At 66.1% G+C, this 20577-nt stretch carries 23 protein-coding genes; 18 read left to right on the forward strand and 5 right to left on the reverse strand.

Annotation, left to right across the window (positions count from 1 at the left end; genetic code table 11):
- The 12 genes from PHI64_RS08550 to PHI64_RS08605 form a co-directional block, all read left to right on the forward strand.
- Positions 1–212: transporter substrate-binding domain-containing protein (locus PHI64_RS08550; protein WP_299881562.1), on the forward strand; the 212-nt coding region annotated here is incomplete at its 5' end.
- A 63-nt stretch (positions 213–275) separates the two neighbouring features.
- A complete protein-coding gene (locus tag PHI64_RS08555; RefSeq protein ID WP_299881565.1) occupies positions 276–1355 on the forward strand; it encodes a porin in 1080 nt (359 codons plus the stop codon).
- Between the two features lie 36 nt (positions 1356–1391).
- Positions 1392–2468 (forward strand): asparaginase, encoded by a 1077-nt coding sequence (locus tag PHI64_RS08560; protein ID WP_299881568.1) that lies wholly within the window; start codon positions 1392–1394, stop codon positions 2466–2468.
- 165 nt (positions 2469–2633) lie between these two features.
- Positions 2634–3374, forward strand: coding sequence for an amino acid ABC transporter permease (locus tag PHI64_RS08565; RefSeq protein ID WP_299881571.1), 741 nt, complete (start codon positions 2634–2636; stop codon positions 3372–3374).
- A 1-nt stretch (position 3375) separates the two neighbouring features.
- Complete coding sequence (gene gltK / locus PHI64_RS08570) at positions 3376–4065, forward strand: glutamate/aspartate ABC transporter permease GltK (protein WP_299881573.1); 690 nt, start codon at positions 3376–3378, stop codon at positions 4063–4065.
- A gap of 15 nt (positions 4066–4080) precedes the next feature.
- Positions 4081–4809 carry an amino acid ABC transporter ATP-binding protein gene (locus tag PHI64_RS08575; RefSeq protein ID WP_299881576.1) on the forward strand — a complete coding sequence of 243 codons (729 nt, stop codon included), beginning with the start codon at positions 4081–4083 and terminating at the stop codon, positions 4807–4809.
- Between the two features lie 168 nt (positions 4810–4977).
- The gene (locus PHI64_RS08580) at positions 4978–6945 is read left to right on the forward strand and encodes an ATP-binding protein (protein WP_299881578.1); all 1968 of its coding nucleotides are present in this window, start codon (positions 4978–4980) and stop codon (positions 6943–6945) included.
- Positions 6942–8279, forward strand: a complete 1338-nt coding sequence (locus PHI64_RS08585; protein WP_299881581.1) for a sigma-54 dependent transcriptional regulator — start codon at positions 6942–6944, stop codon at positions 8277–8279. The genes PHI64_RS08580 and PHI64_RS08585 overlap by 4 nt, the downstream gene beginning before the upstream one ends.
- 126 nt (positions 8280–8405) lie before the next feature.
- Positions 8406–9539 (forward strand): ABC transporter substrate-binding protein, encoded by a 1134-nt coding sequence (locus tag PHI64_RS08590; protein WP_299881584.1) that lies wholly within the window; start codon positions 8406–8408, stop codon positions 9537–9539.
- Positions 9540–9819: 280 nt separating this feature from the next.
- Complete coding sequence (locus PHI64_RS08595) at positions 9820–10173, forward strand: hypothetical protein (protein WP_299881587.1); 354 nt, start codon at positions 9820–9822, stop codon at positions 10171–10173.
- A gap of 17 nt (positions 10174–10190) precedes the next feature.
- Positions 10191–10649, forward strand: a complete 459-nt coding sequence (locus PHI64_RS08600) for a GNAT family N-acetyltransferase (protein WP_299881590.1) — start codon at positions 10191–10193, stop codon at positions 10647–10649.
- An 82-nt stretch (positions 10650–10731) separates the two neighbouring features.
- Complete coding sequence (locus tag PHI64_RS08605; RefSeq protein WP_299881593.1) at positions 10732–11142, forward strand: PH domain-containing protein; 411 nt, start codon at positions 10732–10734, stop codon at positions 11140–11142.
- A gap of 411 nt (positions 11143–11553) precedes the next feature.
- Here the strand turns inward: PHI64_RS08605 and rsmI are convergent, their stop codons facing one another.
- Entirely contained in the window at positions 11554–12435 is an 882-nt protein-coding gene (rsmI, locus tag PHI64_RS08610; protein ID WP_366945163.1) for a 16S rRNA (cytidine(1402)-2'-O)-methyltransferase, read from the reverse strand.
- A 17-nt stretch (positions 12436–12452) separates the two neighbouring features.
- Here rsmI and PHI64_RS08615 point away from each other — a divergent pair, with 17 nt between their 5' ends.
- From PHI64_RS08615 to PHI64_RS08635, 5 genes are all read left to right on the forward strand, one after another.
- On the forward strand, positions 12453–12860 hold the full coding sequence (locus tag PHI64_RS08615; RefSeq protein WP_299881784.1) for a YraN family protein: 408 nt from the start codon (positions 12453–12455) through the stop codon (positions 12858–12860).
- The gene (locus PHI64_RS08620) at positions 12850–13230 is read left to right on the forward strand and encodes an HIRAN domain-containing protein (RefSeq protein WP_299881596.1); all 381 of its coding nucleotides are present in this window, start codon (positions 12850–12852) and stop codon (positions 13228–13230) included. The genes PHI64_RS08615 and PHI64_RS08620 overlap by 11 nt, the downstream gene beginning before the upstream one ends.
- Positions 13231–13302: 72 nt before the next feature.
- The gene (locus PHI64_RS08625) at positions 13303–13896 is read left to right on the forward strand and encodes a phosphoheptose isomerase (protein WP_299881599.1); all 594 of its coding nucleotides are present in this window, start codon (positions 13303–13305) and stop codon (positions 13894–13896) included.
- Complete coding sequence (locus PHI64_RS08630; RefSeq protein ID WP_299881602.1) at positions 13893–14522, forward strand: BON domain-containing protein; 630 nt, start codon at positions 13893–13895, stop codon at positions 14520–14522. Before PHI64_RS08625 ends, PHI64_RS08630 begins: the two co-directional genes overlap by 4 nt.
- Positions 14523–14541: 19 nt before the next feature.
- The gene (locus PHI64_RS08635) at positions 14542–14973 is read left to right on the forward strand and encodes a four-helix bundle copper-binding protein (RefSeq protein ID WP_299881605.1); all 432 of its coding nucleotides are present in this window, start codon (positions 14542–14544) and stop codon (positions 14971–14973) included.
- Positions 14974–14993: 20 nt separating this feature from the next.
- On the opposite strand, the gene PHI64_RS08640 is transcribed toward PHI64_RS08635, so the two are convergent.
- From PHI64_RS08640 to PHI64_RS08655, 4 genes are all read right to left on the reverse strand, one after another.
- Positions 14994–15401, reverse strand: a complete 408-nt coding sequence (locus PHI64_RS08640; protein WP_299881609.1) for a PPC domain-containing DNA-binding protein — start codon at positions 15399–15401, stop codon at positions 14994–14996.
- A 57-nt stretch (positions 15402–15458) separates the two neighbouring features.
- Positions 15459–17447, reverse strand: a complete 1989-nt coding sequence (locus PHI64_RS08645) for a protein kinase (RefSeq protein ID WP_299881612.1) — start codon at positions 17445–17447, stop codon at positions 15459–15461.
- Between the two features lie 12 nt (positions 17448–17459).
- Positions 17460–18332, reverse strand: a complete 873-nt coding sequence (locus tag PHI64_RS08650; protein ID WP_299881615.1) for a DUF3365 domain-containing protein — start codon at positions 18330–18332, stop codon at positions 17460–17462.
- Between the two features lie 197 nt (positions 18333–18529).
- The gene (locus PHI64_RS08655; RefSeq protein ID WP_299881618.1) at positions 18530–19984 is read right to left on the reverse strand and encodes a PLP-dependent aminotransferase family protein; all 1455 of its coding nucleotides are present in this window, start codon (positions 19982–19984) and stop codon (positions 18530–18532) included.
- Positions 19985–20156: 172 nt separating this feature from the next.
- On the opposite strand from PHI64_RS08655, the gene PHI64_RS08660 reads away from it, so the two are divergent.
- Positions 20157–20543, forward strand: coding sequence for a hypothetical protein (locus PHI64_RS08660; protein WP_299881621.1), 387 nt, complete (start codon positions 20157–20159; stop codon positions 20541–20543).
- The last annotated feature ends 34 nt before the right edge of the window (positions 20544–20577 follow it).

The raw sequence follows: 20577 nt of genomic DNA on the forward strand, positions 1-20577 counted from the left end.
CCTACGGCTGCATGATGAGAAAGGACGACCCGGGTTTCAAAAAGCTCGTCGATGCCGCCATCGCCAAAACCATGACCTCCGGCGAAGCCGAGGCCATCTACAAGAAGTGGTTCACCCAGCCCATCCCCCCCAAGGGCCTGAACCTCAACTTCCCCCCCTCCGACGCCATGCTCAAGCTGTTCAAGGCGCCCAACGACAAGGCCTTCGAATAAGCGCATCGCTCATGCGCCCCCTCCCCCAACCCCTCCCCCCACTTGCACGAGACCAATAAAGTCATGAAGACCGCTCAGCACCTCAGCCTGGCTGCCGCAGCCACCCTCTCCGCCTTGGCCAGCCTGCCGGCCCAGGCCACCGACGTGGTGGTGTATGGCCGCCTCAACGCCACCTTCGAGAACGTTCGTGTCGAAGACGGCCACTCCCGCAACGTCGTTAATGACAACGCCTCGCGCATCGGCTTTCGCGGCACCGAAGACCTGGGCGGCGGCAACGCCGTGATCTTCCAGATCGAGAGCCGCATCCGTGTGGACGGCAGCGACTCCGGCACCACCCTGGCGACCCGCGACAGCTGGGTCGGCCTGCGCACCCCCCAGGGCACCCTGCGCCTGGGCCGCACCCTGGGCCCGATCTACTACGCCACCTATGACCACATCAGCATGCACAACCACGATTCCGGCTACTCGTCGGACGCGCTGCTGTCGTCGGCCATCCTCGGCAACTCCAATGCCGCCGGCGGGCGCATGAACAACACCATCTGGTACACCAGCCCGAAGATCGCCGACTTCACCCTGGAGGCCGCCTACGCCCTGCTCGACGAGGCCCCGGTCGCCAGTGGCTCCAAGCGCACCCCCCACCACCTGGGCCTGGTGGCCAACTACGACCGCGGCCCCCTGCACGCCGCCGTCAGCTACGCCTCCACCCAGAACACCACCGACCTGGACAGCGCCGCGCCGATCCGCTTCAACAACGACCGCGCCGTGACCGCCGGCGGCTCCTACAACTTCGGCCCGCTGGTGGTCGGTGCCCTCTACGAGCGCTCCAAGCGCAGCACCCTCACCGAAGACCTGACCCGCAACTACTGTCGTGTGGCCCTGATGGCCCCGGTGGGCGCCCACGAGTTCCACCTCAACGTGGGCATGGCCGGCGACTACAGTGGAACCAACGACACCGCCGGCAAGCAGTACACCGTCGCCTACAACTACAACCTGTCCAAGCGCAGCAAGCTGTACGCCTACTACACCAAGATCGACAACGACAGTGCCCGCAGCGCCGGCGGCGGCGGTGCTTACAGCTTCCTCGGCTCCCCGGCCGGGCTGGACATCAGCTCCGTCGCCCTCGGCATCCGCCACAACTTCTGATCGCCCCCCACCCCCAACCCAGCAAGGAACCCGATCATGACTCTCTTCAGCCTCCGCCCCATCGCCCTCTCCTGTCTGCTCGCCGCCGGCCTGGCCGGCAGCCTGGCAGCCCACGCCGCCGACAAGCCCCGCGTCGTCATCCTGGCCACCGGCGGCACCATTGCCGGCGCCGGCGCCAGCGTGGCCAACAGCGCGTCCTACCAGGCCGCCAAGGTGCCGGTGGACAAGCTTATCGCCGGTGTGCCCGAGCTCAAGAACCTGGCCGAGGTGCGCGGCGATCAGGTCTTCCAGATCGCCTCCGAGAGCTTCACCAACGAACACCTGATCACCCTCGGCAAGCGCGTCGCTGCCCTGGCCCGCCAGGCGGACGTGGACGGTATCGTCATCACCCACGGCACCGACACCCTGGAAGAGACCGCCTACTTCCTGAATCTGGTGCTCAAGACCGACAAGCCGGTGGTGGTGGTGGGCTCCATGCGCCCGGGCACTGCCATGTCGGCCGACGGCATGCTCAACCTCTACAACGCGGTAGCCGTGGCCGGCAGCAAGGATGCCGCCGGCAAGGGTGTGCTCGTCACCATGAACGACGAGATCCACACCGGCCGCGACGTAAGCAAGACGGTCAACATCAAGACCGAAGCCTTCAAGAGCCCCTGGGGGCCCCTGGGCATGATCGTCGAAGGCAAGACCTACTGGTTCCGCGCCCCCGCCAAGCGCCATACCACCGGCACCGAATTCGACATCGACCGCCTCGACAAGCTGGCCCCGGTGGAGATCGCCTACGGCTACGGCAACGCCACCCCCACCGCCTATAAGGCCTTCGCCGAAGGCGGTGCCCGGGCGGTGATCCATGCCGGCACCGGCAACGGTTCGGTCAGCGGTGCGGTGGTGCCCACCCTCCAGGAACTGCGCGGCAAGGGCGTGCAGATCATCCGTTCGTCCCGCGTGGTGGGCGGCGGTTTCGTGCTGCGCAACGCCGAACAGCCGGACGACAAGTACGACTGGGTGGTGTCCCACGACCTGAACCCGCAAAAGGCCCGCATCCTCGCCGCCGTGGCCCTGACCCGGACCAACGACAGCAAGGAACTGCAGCGCATGTTCATGGAGTACTGATCGGGCCGGGGGCGGGTCAGGCACCCTGGCCCGCCCCCTGTGGGGTCGAATTCATTCGACCTCCGCACACAGATCCCGCGACAGCCCCCTGATTGGCGTCCGAGGTCGAATGAATTCGACCCCACAGATCGATCCACCAGGATCACCGCTCCGAAAGGAACAAGCATGAGTTACCAATGGAACTGGGGCATCTTCCTGAGCCCCGCCGCCTCCGGTGACGGCACCTACCTGAGCTGGATGCTCTCCGGCCTGCAGACCACCATCCTGCTGTCCCTGTCGGCCTGGGTCATCGCCCTGGCACTGGGCAGCCTGATGGGCGTCTTGCGCACCGTGCCGGGCAAATGGCTGTCCGGGCTGGCCGCCACCTATGTGGAGGTTTTCCGCAACATCCCGCTGTTGGTGCAGCTCTTCATCTGGTACTTCGTATTGCCCGAAGTGCTGCCCTTCGGCCTCGGCGAACGTTTCAAGCAGGATCTCGACCCCGTCACCCAGCAGTTCGTGTCGGCCATGGTGTGCCTGGGCTTCTTCACCTCCGCCCGCGTCTGTGAACAGGTGCGCTCGGGCATCAACGCCCTGCCTCGCGGCCAGAAGAACGCCGGCCTCGCCCTGGGCTTCACCCTGCCCCAGACATACCGCTACGTGCTCCTGCCCATGGCCTTCCGCCTGGTGGTGCCGCCGCTGACCTCCGAGTTCCTCAACATCTTCAAGAACTCCGCGGTGTGCTCCACCATCGGCCTGCTCGAACTCGCCGCCCAGGGCCGCCAGCTCGTGGATTACACCGCCCAGCCCTACGAATCCTTCATCGCCGTGACTGCCCTCTACCTGCTCATCAATGTGGTGGTCATGACCCTCATGCGGCACGTGGAAAACAAGACCCGCGTGCCCGGCTATCTGGGAGGTAAGTGACATGCATGACTTCGACTGGTCCTCGATCCCCGGCGCACTGCCTTTTCTGTGGGAGGGCATGAAGGTGTCCCTGGAGATCACCGCCATCGCCGTCGTTTTCGGCATTCTGTGGGGCACTGCCCTGGCCATGATGCGGCTGTCTCCGGTGAAGCCTCTGGCGATGTTTGCTGCCGGCTATGTGAACCTTTTCCGGGCCATTCCGCTGGTGATGGTGCTGCTGTGGTTCTTCCTGATCGTGCCCCAGGTGCTGCGCGGCGCCTTCAACCTCGACCCCAACACCGACGTGCGCCTCACCTCGGCCATGATCGGCTTCGCCCTGTTCGAGTCGGCCTACTACTCCGAGATCATCCGCGCCGGCATCCAGTCCGTGCCCAAGGGCCAGGTCTCCGCCGCCTCGGCCCTGGGCATGAGCTACGCCCAGGCCATGCGCCTGGTGGTGCTGCCCCAGGCCTTCCGCAACATGGTCCCGCTGCTCCTCACCCAGGCCATCGTGCTCTTCCAGGACACCTCCCTGGTCTATGTCTCGGCCCTGGCCGACTTCTTCGGCGCCGCCTACAAGGTAGGTGACCGGGACGGCCGCCTGGTCGAGCTGCTGCTCTTTGCCGGTGCCGTGTATTTCGCCATCTGCTTCGCGGCCTCCCAACTGGTGCGCCGCTACCAAAAGAAACTCAACGCCCACGTGGCGCACTGACCTCAGGAGCCCGACATGATCTCCATCGACAACGTTTCCAAGCACTACGGCAGCTTCCAGGTTCTCACCGATTGCACCACGCAGGTGAAGAAGGGCGAAGTGATCGTCGTCTGCGGCCCCTCGGGCAGCGGCAAATCCACCCTCATCAAGTGCGTCAATGGCCTGGAACCCTTCCAGGCCGGCACCATCACCGTCAATGGCGTGTCGGTGGGCGACCCGAAGACCAACCTGTCCAAGCTGCGCAGCCACGTCGGCATGGTCTTCCAGCACTTCGAACTCTTCCCCCACATGAGCATCACCGACAACCTCACCATCGCCCAGGAGAAGGTGCTCGGCCGCAACAAGGACGAAGCCCGCGACAAGGGCCTCAAGCTCCTCGACCGGGTCGGCCTCAAGGCCCACGCCGCCAAGTTCCCCGGCCAGCTCTCCGGCGGCCAGCAGCAGCGTGTCGCCATCGCCCGCGCCCTGGCCATGGACCCTATCTGCATGCTCTTCGACGAGCCCACCTCCGCCCTCGACCCGGAGATGATCAACGAGGTGCTCGACGTGATGGTCGAACTCGCCCAGGAGGGCATGACCATGATGTGCGTCACCCACGAGATGGGCTTCGCCCGCAAGGTCGCCAACCGGGTGATCTTCATGGACAAGGGGCAGATCGTCGAGGACGACAGCAAGGACGCCTTCTTCGGGGCTCCACGCTCCGAGCGGGCACGCCAGTTCCTGGCCAAGATCCTGCAGCACTGAGACGATGTGTGCGTGGGGTCAGGCCGGCCAGCGGACGGACGGTGGGGTCGAGTGCCTTCGACCTCGGACTCTGGCCAGGGGTCTGTCTGTGATCAACGTGGGGAGGTCGAATGAACTCGACCCCACGAAAAGGCCCACCCCACCCCTTTTTATGCAAGCCACCGCCGTGTGATCACCCCTAACACCATGTCCGAGCCCGCCGCAGCCCCTTCAGCCCCCGCCGCCGCCCAAGCCCCCGTCGGCGGCACGGGGCTGCCGCCGTCCCGCTCCCTGTCGCCCAATCCCTTCATCGTCGCGGCCATTCTGCTGGTGATCGGGTTGATCGGCTTCGGCGGCTACCGGGCCAGCGAATACCAGGGCATGCAGACCCTGCGCACCGACGCGGGCCACCGACTCGACCTGTTTGCCGCGGCGGTGGACGGCATCGTCAATCGCTATGCCCACATCCCGGCCACCATCCAGCTCAACGAAGAGGTGCTGGGCGTGATGCAGCGCAAGCCGGGGCCGGCCAGCATCGTTGCGGCCAACCGTTTTCTGCAGCGCCTCAACGGCCACATCGGCAGCATCGCCATCTTTGTGGTGAACGAGCGCGGCATCGTCATCGCCTCCAGCAACTGGAACGACCCGGACAACAGCTTCGTCGGTGAGGATCTATCCTTTCGCACCTACTTCCTTGAGGGCCTGGCCGGGCGGGTCGGGCGGCACTTCGCCATCGGCATCACCCGGGGCGAGCCGGGCTACTTCGTCTCCCACCCCATCCGCCAGGGCAACCGGGTGGTGGGGGTGGCAGTGATCAAGATCAGCCTGGCCCAGCTCGAATCCGCCTGGGATCTCCTCGGCGCCCCGGCCCTGATCGCCGACGGCAACGGCGTGGTGATCCTCTCCTCGGTGCCTGAGTGGCGCTACACCGCCCTGTCGCCGCTGCCCATCGACACCCGGGTGGAGATCAAGATGAACCGGCTGTACAACGACGGCCCCATCGGCGACTTCCCGGTCAGTGTCGACTCCGACCCCGGCCACGAGGGCCAGATCGTGCACATGAACCTGCGAGCCCCGTCCTCCAGCAGCCCGCGCCCCCGCAGCCATGCCGAAGTGGCCGGCAGCTATCTGGTGCATGGGCGCGGACTCAAGGACGTGGGCTGGCGCCTGCTGATCTTCTCGGACCTGCGCCCGGTGCGTGCCCAAGCCTTCGGGCACGGCGCCCTGGCGGCGATAGCCACTGGCTTCGTGCTGCTCCTGCTGCTGGTGGTAGCCCAGCGCCGCCGCATCATCCGCCAGAAGCTGGAAGCCAAGGAACTGCTGGTGCAGGCCAATGCCCAGCTCGAAAGCAAGGTGGCCCGCCGCACCAAGGCCCTCACCGACACCAACGCCCGCCTGCGCAAGGAGGTGGCCGAACGCCAGCAGGCCGAGCAGACCCTGCGCGCCGCCCAGAACGAACTGGTGCAGGCGGCCAAGCTTGCCGTGCTCGGCCAGCTGGCCGCCGGCATCACCCACGAACTGGCCCAGCCCCTCGGTGCCATGCGCACCCTATCGGGCAATGCCGTGGAGTTCATGAAGCGCGGCAACCTGGCCACCGTCGAGCAGAACCTGGGCATCATCGCCCGCCTGGCCGACCAGATGGGGCGCATCATCACCCCGCTCAAGACCTTCGCCCGCAAATCGCCGGCCATCCCGGCCCCTACCGACGTGGCCCACGCCGTAGGAGCGGCCCTGTTCCTGCTCGACCAGCGCCTGAGCAAGTCGGGGGTCACCGTGGACAATCGCTGCGAAGCCGAACAGGCCATTGCCTGGTGTGACCAGAACCGCCTGGAGCAGGTGCTCATCAACCTGATCCGCAACGCCGCCGACGCCATGGCCGACAGCGAACACAAAACGCTCACCATCGAAGCCACCCCGGGCGCCGACGGCAGCCTGGAGCTGAGCATTGCCGACACCGGCTGCGGCCTGCCCGATGCCGGCGCCCTCTTCGAACCTTTCTTCACCACCAAGCCCGCCGGCGAAGGCCTCGGCCTGGGGCTCGCCATCTCCCGCGACATCGTGCGCGAGTTCGGCGGCGATCTGCACGCCGAGAACCGCCCCGAAGGTGGAGCGCGCTTCATCCTGAACCTGCCTGCCGCACCGAAAGAACAGCCATGAGCCCCGAACTCCGCGCCCTCATCATCGAAGACGACCCCGACGTGCGCCTGGGCTGCGAGCAGGCCATGATGCTGGCCGACATCCCCGTGGAGGGCATCGGCTCGGCCGAAGAAGGCCTGCAGCGCCTCAAACCGGGCTTTCCCGGTGTGGTGGTCACCGACATGCGCCTGCCCAAGGCCGACGGCATGGAGGTGCTGCACCGCTGCCAGGCCATGGATTCCGATCTGCCGGTGATCATCATCACCGGCCACGGCGACGTGACCCTGGCCGTGGAAGCCATGCGCAGCGGCGCCTACGACTTCATCCAGAAACCCTTCTCGCCGGAGCTGCTGGTAGACGTGGTGCGCCGCGCCCTGGAAAAGCGCGCCCTGACCCTGGAAGTGCTCGACCTTCGCCGTCGCCTGGAACAGCGCGAAGGCGCCGAGGCCAAGCTCATCGGCCGCTCCCCTCAAATGGCCCGGGTGCGCCAGCTGGTCACCGACGTGGCCGGCACCAGCGTGGATGTACTGGTGCGTGGTGAGACCGGCACCGGCAAGGAGCTCATTGCCCAGTGCCTGCACGAACTCTCCCGGCGCAAGGACGGCCCCCTGGTGGCCCTCAACTGCGGCGGCCTGCCCGACAACCTGCTCGACAGCGAACTCTTCGGCCACGAGGCCGGCGCTTTCACCGGCGCCCAGAAGCGGCGCATCGGCAAGATCGAGTACGCCAACAAGGGCACCCTCTTTCTGGACGAGCTGGAAAGCATGCCCATGGGCGTGCAGATCAAGCTGCTGCGGGTACTTCAGGAGCGCGTCGTGGAACGCCTGGGCTCCAACCAGCAGCTGCCGGTGGATTGCCGGGTGGTCGCCGCCACCAAGGACGACCTGAAGGACCGGGCCGAGCGCCAGACCTTCCGCGCCGACCTGTACTACCGCCTCAACGTGGTGACCATCGACCTGCCCCCCCTGCGGGAACGCCGCGAGGATATCCCCATGCTGCTGGAGCACTTCCTGCTGCAGGCCGCCCGCCGCCACGACCGCCCCCTGCCCACGGTGCCGCCGGAGCAGATGCGCAAGCTCATGGCCCACACCTGGCCCGGCAACGTGCGGGAGCTGCGCAACGTGGCCGACTGCATCGTGCTGGGGGTGGGCAAGGATCTGCTGGGCACCGCCGACGGCGACACCCCGCCGGCCTCCCTGGCCGAGTCGGTGGAGAGCTTTGAACGCAGCCTCATCGCCGCCGAGCTGCGCCGCCACGGCGGCAGCCTGGCCCGTAGCGCCGAAGCCCTGCGCATCCCCAAGACCACCCTCCACGACAAAATCCGCAAATACGGGCTGCAGGGAGGCGAGAGCTGAGACATTTAGCACAACAGCATGCGCACTGAGACATAGCGCACATTGCACCGCAACATCCGATCACAGCAGTTAGCTTTCCCATACTTCATACTGCCGCCATCAACAAATGCGATGAGGGCATAAGCAATGAAGAGGGCGACGCGGCGGCTGCTCGGCGGCCTGTTGGCAAGCAGCGTGCTGATATGGGGCACGGCACGCGCCGAGACGGTGATCATCGGCCAGTGCGCGCCCCTCTCCGGCAGCCTGGCCTCCACCGGCGAGGCCATGGCCCTGGGGGTGCGCATCGCCATTGACGCCGCCAACGCCGCCGGTGGCGTCAATGGCCACACCCTCAAGCACGTGCTCAAGGATGACGGCTACCAGACCGCCGAAACCCTGCGCCTGACCCAGGAACTCATCCGCAAGGACAAGGCCGCCGCGCTGATCGGCTATGCCGGCACCGGCAACATCGCCGAACTGCTCAAGCAGGGCGTACTCTCCGGCGGCGGCATCGCCCTGGTGGCGCCCTACACCGGCGGCGAACCCCTGCGCACCCCCTTCAACCCCTGGATCTTCCACATCCGCGCCAGCTACGGCGACGAAACCGAGGCCATGGTGCGCCAGTTTGTCGGCACCGGCCTTAGCCGCATCGCCGTGTTCCACCAGAACGACCCCTTCGGCCAGGCCGGCCTGGCCGGCGTCGAAAAGGCCCTGGCCCGCCACGGCATGAAGGTCGTCAGCAAGGGCAGCTACGAGAAGAACACCGAAGACGTGGCCCGGGCCGTCGAGGACATCGCCCGCGGCGTACCCCAAGCCGTGATCATGATCGGCGTGGTTCGCCCCACCGCCGCCTTCGTCAAGGCCTACCAGACCGCCCACCCGGGCACCCAGCTCTTCAGCATCTCGGTGGTCAACGGCCGCGAACTGCACCAGCTGGCCGGCGGCGACGCCGCCCGGGGCGTCGGCATCACCCAGGTCATGCCCTCCCCCTTCAGCGGCGTCAGCCGCATCGCCCGCGACTACCACCAGGCCCTCAAACGCTTCGCCCCCGAAGACACCCCTTCCTACACCAGCTTCGAGGAATACGTCGGCGCCCGCGTCCTGATTGAGGCGATCCGCCGCAGCAAAGGCACCCCCACCCCGGCGGCGGTGATGCAGTCGCTGGAGAACCTGGATCTGGACCTGGGGGGATTCAAGCTGCGCTTCAACCCGGGGGAACGGGTGGGATCACGCTATGTGGAGGTGACGTTGGTGGGGAGGGATGGGAATCATGTGCGGTGAGGGGTGGCCGGGCCAAAACGCGTGACGCGAGCCGAGACGGTGCGCTTGTGTGGGTTGGAATTCAATCGACCTTGGACTCCCGGCCACCGACTTGCTCATGATTCAACGATCGTTGAACCTGGCAGCATCCTGCGTCAACCAGAACCATGCCGCCCTGCTGCTTTACCCGACACCGGGGTTTCAGCCATATAAAATCAAGAAACGGACGGACAAACGCGGAAGCCGGCCCCATTGATTATGCTATTTTCGCTTAATTGAAATAGCATTTTTGCAAAGAGAGATGTTCCGCACGATTCTTCTGTTTTCTGCAGGGTTTGGGTTCGGCAATGCGCTTTTGCTGAGCGCTCTGCGCGAGTTTGGCAAGCATGAAATATGGAGTTTTGCCGGTCTTTCTGTCCTGGTGTCAGGTTTCGTTGGCTTCGCGTTCGGTTTCTCCTTTGACCGGCCAACCAGTTCCCTGCTAGTACGCAGCGTATTCGTAGCGATCGCTGTGTGGTACCTCTGGAGCCTCTTGCTGACCTACGGAATGGCATTGATCGGATTGCCGGCAATCGCCGTTGTCGTCATCACGCTCTTCGCCGGCCGGCTCCTCGGAGACCGCCTTACGTCAAGGCCTTGCGCTTTTTCCTCGTAGTTTTCTGCCTGAATACGATGAGCATCACCACAAGGGAAGCACACCCCACCGACATTACTGCGGTCGCAGAGTTGTTCGATTTGTATCGCCAGTTCTATGAACAGCCATCCGATCTGCCCCTGGCGCAGCAGTTCATCGTTGATCGGCTGAGCAACCGGGATTCGGTCATTCTTGTAGCCGAGTCCGCTTCGTCAGGCTTGCTTGGCTTCAGCCAGCTTTACCCTTCCTTTTGTTCCGTCGAGGCAAAGCCAATTTACGTGCTCTACGATCTCTTCGTATTGCCATCCAACCGAAAGGCAGGGGTCGGTCGCCTGCTTTTGCTTGCAGCCGAGGCAAAGGCAGCGGTCGAGGGCAAGGCACGCATGGACCTCACCACGGCTCGCACGAACAGGGCGGCACAGTCTCTTTACGAGTCACTGGGCTGGATGCGCGATGAAGTTTTCGTCGCCTACACTCGACGCATCAATCAGTCATGAGCGCTTCAGGCTGTGATGTGCCGCGCTCTGGCCTACTGCGTCAGTGCAAAATAGCCTCTTGAACACAGCGAGGAGCCTTTCCATGCTGTTCCGCTCGAAGATCGACCTTTGGTTGGCCATCGTCCTGATCGGCGCGGTGATCATCGCACTCGCTGCAGCATTCGCAACCCTGCAACGCGCTTCTGGCGCAGCACTCCTGCCGGTGATCATCATCGCCATCGGGGCCGTTCTACCAATCTGGACTCTCGCATCCACGATCTACATGATCGAAAACGAGGCGCTGCTTATACGCAGCGGGCCCTTCCGCTGGCGTATTCCCGTCTCGTCCATCACGCGCGTTGAGCCAAGCAACTCCGTCCTTTCGGGGCCTGCCCTCTCTCTCACACGTTTGCGTGTCGAGTACGGCACGGGGCAGTCCATCCTCATATCGCCGGCCGACCGGCAGGGTTTCCTGCGTGCGATAGCCAGCGCCAAGAGCGCGAGTACGACCTGATCGTTCGCTCCACCCTATGTTCGCCAGCCAGGTACGCCGTCTGTCGCGAGCAAGTCAGCTCAAACGTTATGAAACCGGATAGCCCCATGCGGAGACTACCTGATTGTAGAGGGCGCCTTCTTCACCTTCGTACTTTCCTTAGGTCACCAGACTTTGTCGCTATACAAAGCCACACTCCGTGATGACACAGGCACTTGGTGCGAGGAGACGCCCATCTTCGGCGAAGACACGCAGCACTTGGACGGCGCTAACGGCAAGCACTACTACGTGCAATTTCCATTCATCCCGGATGAGGAATTCTGGCCTGTGTTTCGAACCTATGAACAACTCAGGCTCGCTCAGATCGCTCATTTACGCCGCGCATAGACCTGCCCCCCCGATCAGGCTTTCGAAAATGGTCGTGGCAGGACTTCAGCCCCCCTCCCTCATCGCCAGCGCCCTCTCATACAGCGCATTCTTCGACTCCCCCGTAATCGCCGCTGCCAGCTTGGCGGCCTGCTTCACCGGTAGCTCGGCCAGCAGCAGGCCCAGCACCCGCTCCGCCTCGGGCGACAGGCCTTCAGCCACTGGCGCGGCCGACACCAGCAGCACGAACTCGCCCCGCGCCCGGTTGGCGTCGGCGGCGAGCCAGGCGGGGCCTTCGGTGATGGGCATGCGCACGATCTGCTCGAACATCTTGGTCAGCTCGCGGGCCACCACCAGCTCGCGGGTCGGCTCGAAGACGGCGGCCAGATCGTCGAGGGTTTCGGCGATGCGGTGGGGGGCCTCGTAGAACGCCAGGGTGCCGGGCACGCTGCGCAGGCCTTCCAGGCTGGCGCGGCGGGCGGCGCTCTTGGTGGGCAGGAAGCCGTGGAAGTGGAAATGCCCGTCGGCCAACCCGGAGGCGGACAGGGCCGTGATCACTGCGCTGGCGCCGGGTACCGGGACGACGGGAAAACCCGCGTCCTGCACCCGGGCCACCGCACGGGCGCCGGGGTCGGAGACGGCCGGGGTGCCGGCATCGGTGATCAGGGCCACCTGTTTGCCCTCCTCCAGCATGCGGATCACCAGCCCGGCGGCGGCCTGTTCATTGTGTTCGTGCAGGGCCACCAGGCGGGTCTTGATGCCGAAGGCATCGAGGAGGCGCTGGCTGTGGCGGGTGTCTTCGCAGGCCACCGCATCCACCGCCCGCAGCACGGCCAGCGCGCGCAGGCTCATGTCCTGCAGGTTTCCCAGGGGCGTGGCCACCACATACAATGACGATGTCTTATTGAGCGGAGACACGGAAGATGCGTCGGACGGAGCGGAAAGCATGGCAGGCCTGGGAGGGAATGGCGGGGGAGCCCGATTGTGGGGGCCGGGGGGCGCCGACGCAAGCCGAACACCTGCGCCGGGGCGAAGCGGCCGAGGCCCTGGCCGCCGCCCACCTGGAGCGCCACGGGCTGCACATCCTGGTGCGCAACCTGCGCTGCCGGGGCGGCGAGGTGGACCTGATCGCCCACGACCGGCGCAGCGTGGTCTTCGTGGAGGTGCGCCTGCGCAGCAACAGCCGCTTCGGCGGCGCCGCGGCCAGCATCACCCCGAGCAAGCAGCGCCGGGTGATCCTGGCCGCCCACTACTGGCTGGCGGGGGCCGGGCGGGCCTACGCCAGCGCGCCCTGCCGCTTCGACGCCATCCTGCTCGACAGCCTGGACCCGGCGCGCATCGAGTGGCTGCAGGGGGCCTTCGATGCGGGTTAGGGGTGGACTCAGGCTGATCCTGGCCGTCGCCCTGCTGATCAGCCCGCCGGCCCCGGCCCAGACTGTCCGGGTGCTGGTGCAGAGCTCGCCCCTGGCCGGCTTTCAGTATTACGGCGGCAAGATCCTGTGGGATGAGATGCGCGAGGGCGACCGCCTGGCCCTGATCCGCGAACCGGACAACCCCCATGACGCCCATGCGATACGCGTGGAGTGGCGTGGCGAGAAGCTCGGCTATCTGCCCCGGGCCGAGAACCGGGACGTAGCTCGGGCCATGGACCGGGGCACCCCGGTGAGCGGGCGCATCGGCCGCCTGGTACAGCACCCCAACCCCTGGAAACGCCTGCGGGTGGACGTGCTGGTGGGTTTGTAAGCGGATCTCTCGCACCGGGCGGGCGCGGCGGGCGGAATGCTAGAATCGGGGGCACTTTCCCCGGAGTTCGTGATGGATCTTGTTGCCCGCATTGCCCAGCAGTTTACCGACAGTGCCCAGACCAAGCTGGCGTCCCTGGAGTTCATGGCCGAACCCATTGCCGCCGCCATCGAGGCCATGACCCACAGCCTGATGGCCAACGGCAAGATTCTGGCCTGCGGCAACGGGGGTTCTGCGGCCGACGCCCAGCATTTCGCCGCCGAGCTGCTCAACCGTTTCGAGATGGAGCGCCCGCCCCTGGCGGGCATCGCCCTGACCACCGACAGCTCCACCCTTACCTCCATCGCCAACGACTACGACTTCACGCAGATCTTTTCCAAACAGGTGCGCGCCCTGGGCCAGCCCGGCGACGTCCTGCTGGCCATCTCCACCAGCGGCAACTCTCCCAACGTAATCGAGGCCGTCCATGCCGCCCACGAGCGCGAGATGCGCGTGGTGGCCCTGACCGGCAAGGGCGGCGGCGCCATGGCGGAACTCCTCGGCCCCGATGACATCCATCTCTGCGTTCCCTCCGATCGCACCGCCCGTATCCAGGAGGTCCATCTGATCACCCTGCATTGCCTGTGCGACGGCATCGACTGTCTCTTTCTTGGAATCGAAGAATGAAACCCATCCGCAAGACTCTCGCCTGGACGGCTCTCGCCATCGGCACCCTGAGCGTCGCCCAGGGCTGCATCCCCGTCATCGTCGGTGGCACTGGCGCGGCCGTGGCCATGGCCACGGACCGGCGCAGCTCCGGCGCCTACGTGGAGGACGAAGGCATCGAGTGGAAGACCAACAACCGGATCAACGATCGACTCGGCGACAAGGTGCATGTCAACGCCACCTCCTTCAACCGCAAGCTGCTGCTCACCGGTGAGGCCTTCAACGAGGCCAGCCGTGAGGAGGCTGGGCGCATCGCCGCGGTGGTCGAAAACGTGCGCGAAGTGGTCAACGAACTGCGCGTCGCCCCCACCAGCACCTTCTCAGCGCGCAGCAACGACAGCTACATCAGCTCCAAGGTCAAGGCCCGCTTTGTGGACCAGAAGGATTTCCGCGTCCAGCAGGTCAAGGTAACCACGGAAGCCAGCACGGTATACCTGATGGGTCTGGTCACCGAGAAGGAAGGCAATGCCGCCACCGAAGTGGCCCGGACCACCGCCGGGGTACAGAAAGTGGTGCGAGTCTTTGAGTACATCTCTGAAGAAGAAGCCCGGCGACTCGACAACATCACCGGTTCATCCACCAAGTAGATCCCCCTGAGATTCCACCATGAACCGTCGTGACGCCCTTTTTGCCACTGGCGCCCTGCTTGCCGCCGGTGCGGCCTCGGCAGCTGCCGACCACAGCCATCATCATCACGAAGGCGCCCACCCCTGGCAGGCGGTGCTCGACACCGCCGGCATCTGCATCGAGAAGGGCGAGGTATGCCTGACCCACTGCATCATGCTGATGGGCGAGGGCGACAAGAGCATGGCCGCCTGTGCCAGCAGCGTGCGCGAGATGCTCGCCTCCTGCCGTGCCCTGATCACCCTGGCCGGGGCCGAATCAAAGTTCGCTCCCAAGCTTGCTGCCCTGTGCGTGGACGTGTGCAAGGCCTGCGAGGCCGAGTGCAAGAAGCACGCCGACAAGCACAAGGCCTGCAAGGAATGCATGGAAAGCTGTGCCGAGTGCGCCAAGGCCTGCAAGGCCAAGGTGGCCTGAATATCCGCCAAAGCCCCGCGTCAGCCGCCCGGCTGGCGCGGGTACACGCTCAGCTCTGCATAACCGGTCCCCAAGTCCGGCTCACGCATGAAGCTCCAGTCGGGCAGCAAACCCAGCAGCACTTCCGCCGTGGTCCGCACCGTGCATCCGTAGGCCAGATGCCCGCCCACCACGGCCCCCGTGGCCGTCGCCATGGCCGCATGCAGGTGAGCGCCATTGGCGGCGATGCTCCCCGAGAGGGTGAGCAGTTCCAGCTTGCCCTCCAGCACATCCACATCCTCCGCGCCGGCACGGCGCAGATGGGCCTTGTCGAGGCTGCCGATGCCGGCCACCACGAAGGCCGCAGAAAAACCTTCGGCAAAGACGACGCACTCCAGCGCCCGGCGCAGATCCTGTCCCGGGGTCAGACGCAAGGGCCGCATTTCCATTCCTTTACTCCCCTTCAATCCACGGCGTGGCCCGCCGCTGGCCGTCCCGGGTCGGGCTCAGAACCCCGCATCGCTCAGGAAACGCAGGCGCTCCCCGTCCTTGTCCAGATGGCTGGCCAGGGCCCGGCACAGGGTGTCGAGACTGTTGGCGGTGCGCGACTCGCGCCGCACCAGCACCTTGGCCATGGGGCCCATGTGGCGGGCAAAGAGCTTTTCGATGCGGGCCAGGTCCGCCTCTGGAATCACCGCGGAGGCGCTTGCAACGCCGGTGCCAAGGCCTGCGCTGCTGCGCGGGGACGGTGACAGGGACGGCAGCCCGGAGCCGGCCATGGCGCTGGACAGGAAGGCCGAGCGCGGCGCCGGATCGGGGATCAGATCAGCCAGGCTCTGCAGCAACTCGGGCAGGCTGGCGGCTCGCGGCACCGTGCGACGCACCAGGATGCGGGCCATCGGGCCGATGTGCTGAGCCAGGATGCGCTCCGCGCTGTCGATGGCGGCCGGGGTGATGTCGGCGCCGGCCGCAGGGCGACTGAGAGAGGGCTCGCTGCCGGCGGCAGCCAGATGTTCACCGCTCCACAGGTACAGATCGTGGTCCCGGGCCTGGGGGTCGCGGCGCAAGCCCATGTGCCGAAAGCACTCCCCCGCATTGCGCTTGAGATGCTGGACCACCTCGTAGTAGGCCCGCGCCACCAGCACCTGCCCTGGCTCGGAAAAACGCATCACCCGGAAAGCCGTGGTAATGCCGTCGCCGAGGATGCGCGAGCGGCCGTTGGGGTCGGGGGCAATGCGCACAGGGCCCAGGTTGATGCCCAGGTGCACACCCAGGCCTTCACTGGCCGCCACATCGCCCAGCTGCACCGCCGTACGCAGAGCATCCTCCGGGTCGCCCACGTAGCACACAGCGCAGCCTTCCTTGGTATTCACCGCCAGGCGCGTGGTGGGCGGGACAGGCGCAATAGCCTGGCTGAGCATGCGCACCAGGCGAGTGCGCTTTTCGGCCTGAGCGGCCAAATCGTCAGCCGGCGAGACAACATCGGCAAACAGCACGGCGCCAATGAAGGTCCGGGCCTCGGATGCTGACAACCCCAGGGGCAGCGGCGCCTCGACGGGCGGGTCCACCGCTCCTTCTCCCCCCGTGGGCGGCGCCAGACAGGCCCGGCGGAAATCGGCCACCTGACGGGGGCGCTTGTTCTCGTCGGGGTTCAGCGCCCAGTCGATGGCGTTGAGCAGGCCCAGGCCAAACACGTCCACGTTGCCGATGCCCGCCGCCGGGGGCATGCCATCCTCGCGCAGGCGGGCAAAGGCTTCGATGGGCAGCTTGCCGGTGACCATCCAGTACATCACCCCGGCAAACGCATACAGATCGGTCCAGGGCCCCTGCTTGCCGTGGCGGTGATACTGCTCGGCCGGCGCAAAGCCGGGGGTCACCACCGCGGTGAGGGCCTGCTCCTGGCCCTCGTCGGTCTCCACCCGCCGCGCCGAACCGAAATCCAGCAGCACCGGCGTGCCGTCGGCACGCATGTAAATGTTGCCGGGCTTGATGTCCCGGTGCAGAAAGCCGGCCCGATGAATGGCCTCAAGGCCGTCGAGCAGGGGCCGCACGATGTTCAGCAGGGTCGCCCGGTCAAGGGGCAGGCGGCCGATCAGCCAGTGGTGCAGCGGCTCGCCGGTCTCGTACTCCATCACCATGTAGGCGGTTTCGTTGGCCTGAAAGTAGCGCAGCACGCGGACGATGCCCGGGTGATGGAAGCTGGCCAGGGCCCGGCTCTCCAGCAGGAATCGCTTGAGACCCCACTCGAAGCCCTTGACCGACCTGGCCGAGCGCGGCCGCACGGCGCAGTCACCGCCACGCACGGCGAGATCCTTGGGAACGTACTCCTTGATCGCTACCCGACAATCCAGGTGGGCGTCGTGGGCCAGATAGGTAATGCCGAAGCCGCCACCGCCGAGCACCCGCTCGATGCGGTACTCGTTGAGAACGTAACCCCCCGGCAGGGCAAGTTGTTCGTCCTGCCCCTCGTGGGGAGCCTGGGTGGTATCGCTCATGGGGCGGGAAGGTCAGGAGTCGATCATCTGCATGGCCTTCTCGAGACTGCGGCGCATGCGGTTGAAGGAACTGGCCAGCACCGCCACCTCGTCCTTGCCCCCTTCAGGAAACTCCGGCTGGTCGAAATCACCGGTGCTGACCTTGTCGGCCGCCGCCGACATGCGCGACACCGGCTGGATGATCAGCCAGGTCAGCATCAGGTTGAGCACCACGAAGACCGCCGCGAAGACCGCCGCCAGTGAGCCCATGAAGGTGCGGAAAGCCTGGTCGGCGTTTTCGAGGGGCACCGACATGGGCACCGACACCACCTGGGCGCCCACCACCTCATTAAGTTTCCAGCCAAAGCCGTTGGCCGTGCCATAGACCTTGGTCATGCTCGCCGGCGCCACGTCCGGCGTGCTGTGACAGGGCAGACAGGCCGCCGTCTCGATGCGGATGGGGTGGGCGATGTAGAGGGTCGGGCCGGTAGGCGTGTCGCGCTGACCGGAGATTTCCTTGCTGTCGGGGCGGTTGCGGAAGCTGTTGACCAGGTCGGCCTCCCAGTCAGCCGCCCGGTCACGGGGGTTGGTGGGGTTGAGGGTGGCTTCCTTGTAATCGTAGTTGGGGTACTTCTTGCGCAGCTGGGCAAGGGTCTCGGTGGCGGCATAGGCGGGCACCGTCTGGGGCAGGAACTGCTTGTCCATCAGCGGGTTGAGATGGGGGCGGACCTGGGCCACGGTGTAACCGCGCACCGCCATCGCCGCCTCCATTACAAGCCGGGCTTCGCCCAGCACCTGCTCGCGGGCATGGCGGTGGAGCAGATCGTGGGAGATGTAGCCCGCCACGCCAAAGCCGGCAAGAAACACCGCCAGCAAGACCAGATTGAATTTGAGTCGCAAGCCCATGGCTGTAGTCCCCAGGTACGGCCAAGCGGCCCGATGGCAAAGCAACATTTTGTCACATCGCGAAGAAAACAAGGGACTCTTGCACACTCACAACGCGTTTTCTGCCTCCCCTCCCGTGGCGGCGAGCCGCGCTGCAGGCCGCTCCTGGGGCAGCCGCCACCATCCCTACGTCATTCCTCGGCGCCGCCCCTCAGTCCTCAGACGGAGGCCACGATCTCTCCCAAGCGGGCCAGGGCGGCGTCGATCTGCGCCGAGCAGGGATAACCGCAGCTGACGCGCAGAAAGCGGTCGAAGCGCTCGGAGTTGGAGAACAGCAGGCCCGGCGCCACCCGGATGCCCTCACGCAGGGCCGCCTCGAACACCCTCCGGGACGAGCAGCCCTCGGGCATCTCCACCCACAGCAGCATGCCGCCACCGGGCATATTGAGGCGGGTGCCGGAGGGAAAGCGAGCGGCCACTGCCTCGGCCGTGCGCTCGCGCTGCGCTTTGAGCTGGCGACGCAGACGCACCAGGTGGCGGTCGAAGGCATGCCCGGCCATGAATTCACCGATGGTGATCTGGGCCAGCGCGTCGTTGGGCCGGCTCTGGGCATGCTTGAGCATGCGGATACGGTCCTGCCAGCGCCCGCCAGTCATCCAGCCCACGCGCATGCCCGGGGCCAGGGTCTTGTGGAAGGAGCCGCAGTGGATCACGTTACCGCTCCGGTCCCAGGCCTTGCAGCACGCCAGGGGCTGGTCGCTGTCACTCAGGGCGCCGTAGATATCGTCCTCCACCAGGGGCACCTGGTGCGCCTCGCACAAGGCAACCAGACGCGCCTTTTCCTCATCCGGCATCACGCAGCCCAGGGGATTCTGGAAATTGGGCACCACCACTACCGCGGCGATCTGCCCGTGGGTCTGGAAGGCCAGCTCCAGGGCCTCCACAGACAGGCCGCGACTGGGGCTGGTAGGGATCTCCAGGGCCCGCAGACCGAGGCTCTCGATGACTTGCAGGAGCCCGAAGTAAGTGGGCGACTCGACCGCGATCACGTCGCCGGGGCGGCTCACCGCACGCAGGGCAAGGTTGATGGCCTCGGTGCAACCGTGGGTCACCAGGATGTCATCCGCCGTCAGATGCATGCCCCCGGCCAGGGCACGGCGCGCCAGCACCGCCCGGAAGCCCGGGTCGCCCTGGGGCGGCACCGGGCTCACCAGCACCTCCGGGTGTCGGCGCAGAGCACGCAGGGCGGCCGTCTTGAGGGCCTCCTGGGGGTAGGCCTCAGGCGCCCCGAAAGCCAGGGCCAGGTTGGTGTGCACCGGATGGCGCTCGCACTTGGTGACAAAGTCGGAGACCCGGTCATGGATGCCGGCGAAGGCCGTCGGATCGGGCACCAGGGCCGCCGCACCCGGATCGGGCTCGCTGACCGGCTGCAGGCGGGCGCGCCGGGGACGCTGCACGAAATAGCCCGAACGCGGCCGCGCCTCGAGCAGACCTTCATCCTCCAGGGTGCGGCAGGCCTGCAGCACCGTGGACAGGCTGACCCCGTGCTGGCGCACCAGGCTGCGCAGGGAAGGCAGGCGCTGCCCCGGCGGCAGCACGCCGGACTGGATAGCCCGCCGATAGTGGGCTGCCACGCGGGAGTAAAGCAGGGTATCGGGGCGCTCGGTTTGCATGGCGCGATGATCTCCGAAGCCGGGCACAGGCCACAGGTACAGATGGGTGAGAAGCACACCATAACAGGCCTAAATAAAGGCTGCTGAACCGATACAGAAAGGCGGCCGCTGTGCCTGACGAAGCGCGCAGTGAATCCGTAATCTGCAGCCATCCCCACTCCCGGAGCCCGCCATGGACCCGACACCCCGACAACCGGACGAGACACTGCGCATCGGGCCAGCCCAGCGCCATCAGTACCAGGCCACGGCCGGCAGCCTGCTGGTGGTGGAGGAAGGCCTGTTGATCCTGGAATTACCGCCCCGCTGGACCGGCGTACAGATGCTCACCCCACGCCACCAGATCGAAGCAGGTTGCTGTCATGTGCTGGAGGAAAGCGGCTGGATCACGCTGACTGCCCCCCGGGGCGCCAGCCTGCGCCTGGTGCCGGAAAGAAGCCGGAATGAAAACGTGCTGGCCTTGCTGTTGGCGCGGCTACGCTGGCTGCGCACCCTGGAGAACCGTCTGATCGCGGCCGGAGCGGAGGCCCTGCGCCTGAGGCTGGAACGGCGGGAAAACTGAAAGGGGTCGACAGGCGGCCCGTGGATAGCTCGCG

The organism is Zoogloea sp. (assembly GCF_028689785.1).
GTDB lineage: Bacteria > Pseudomonadota > Gammaproteobacteria > Burkholderiales > Rhodocyclaceae > Zoogloea.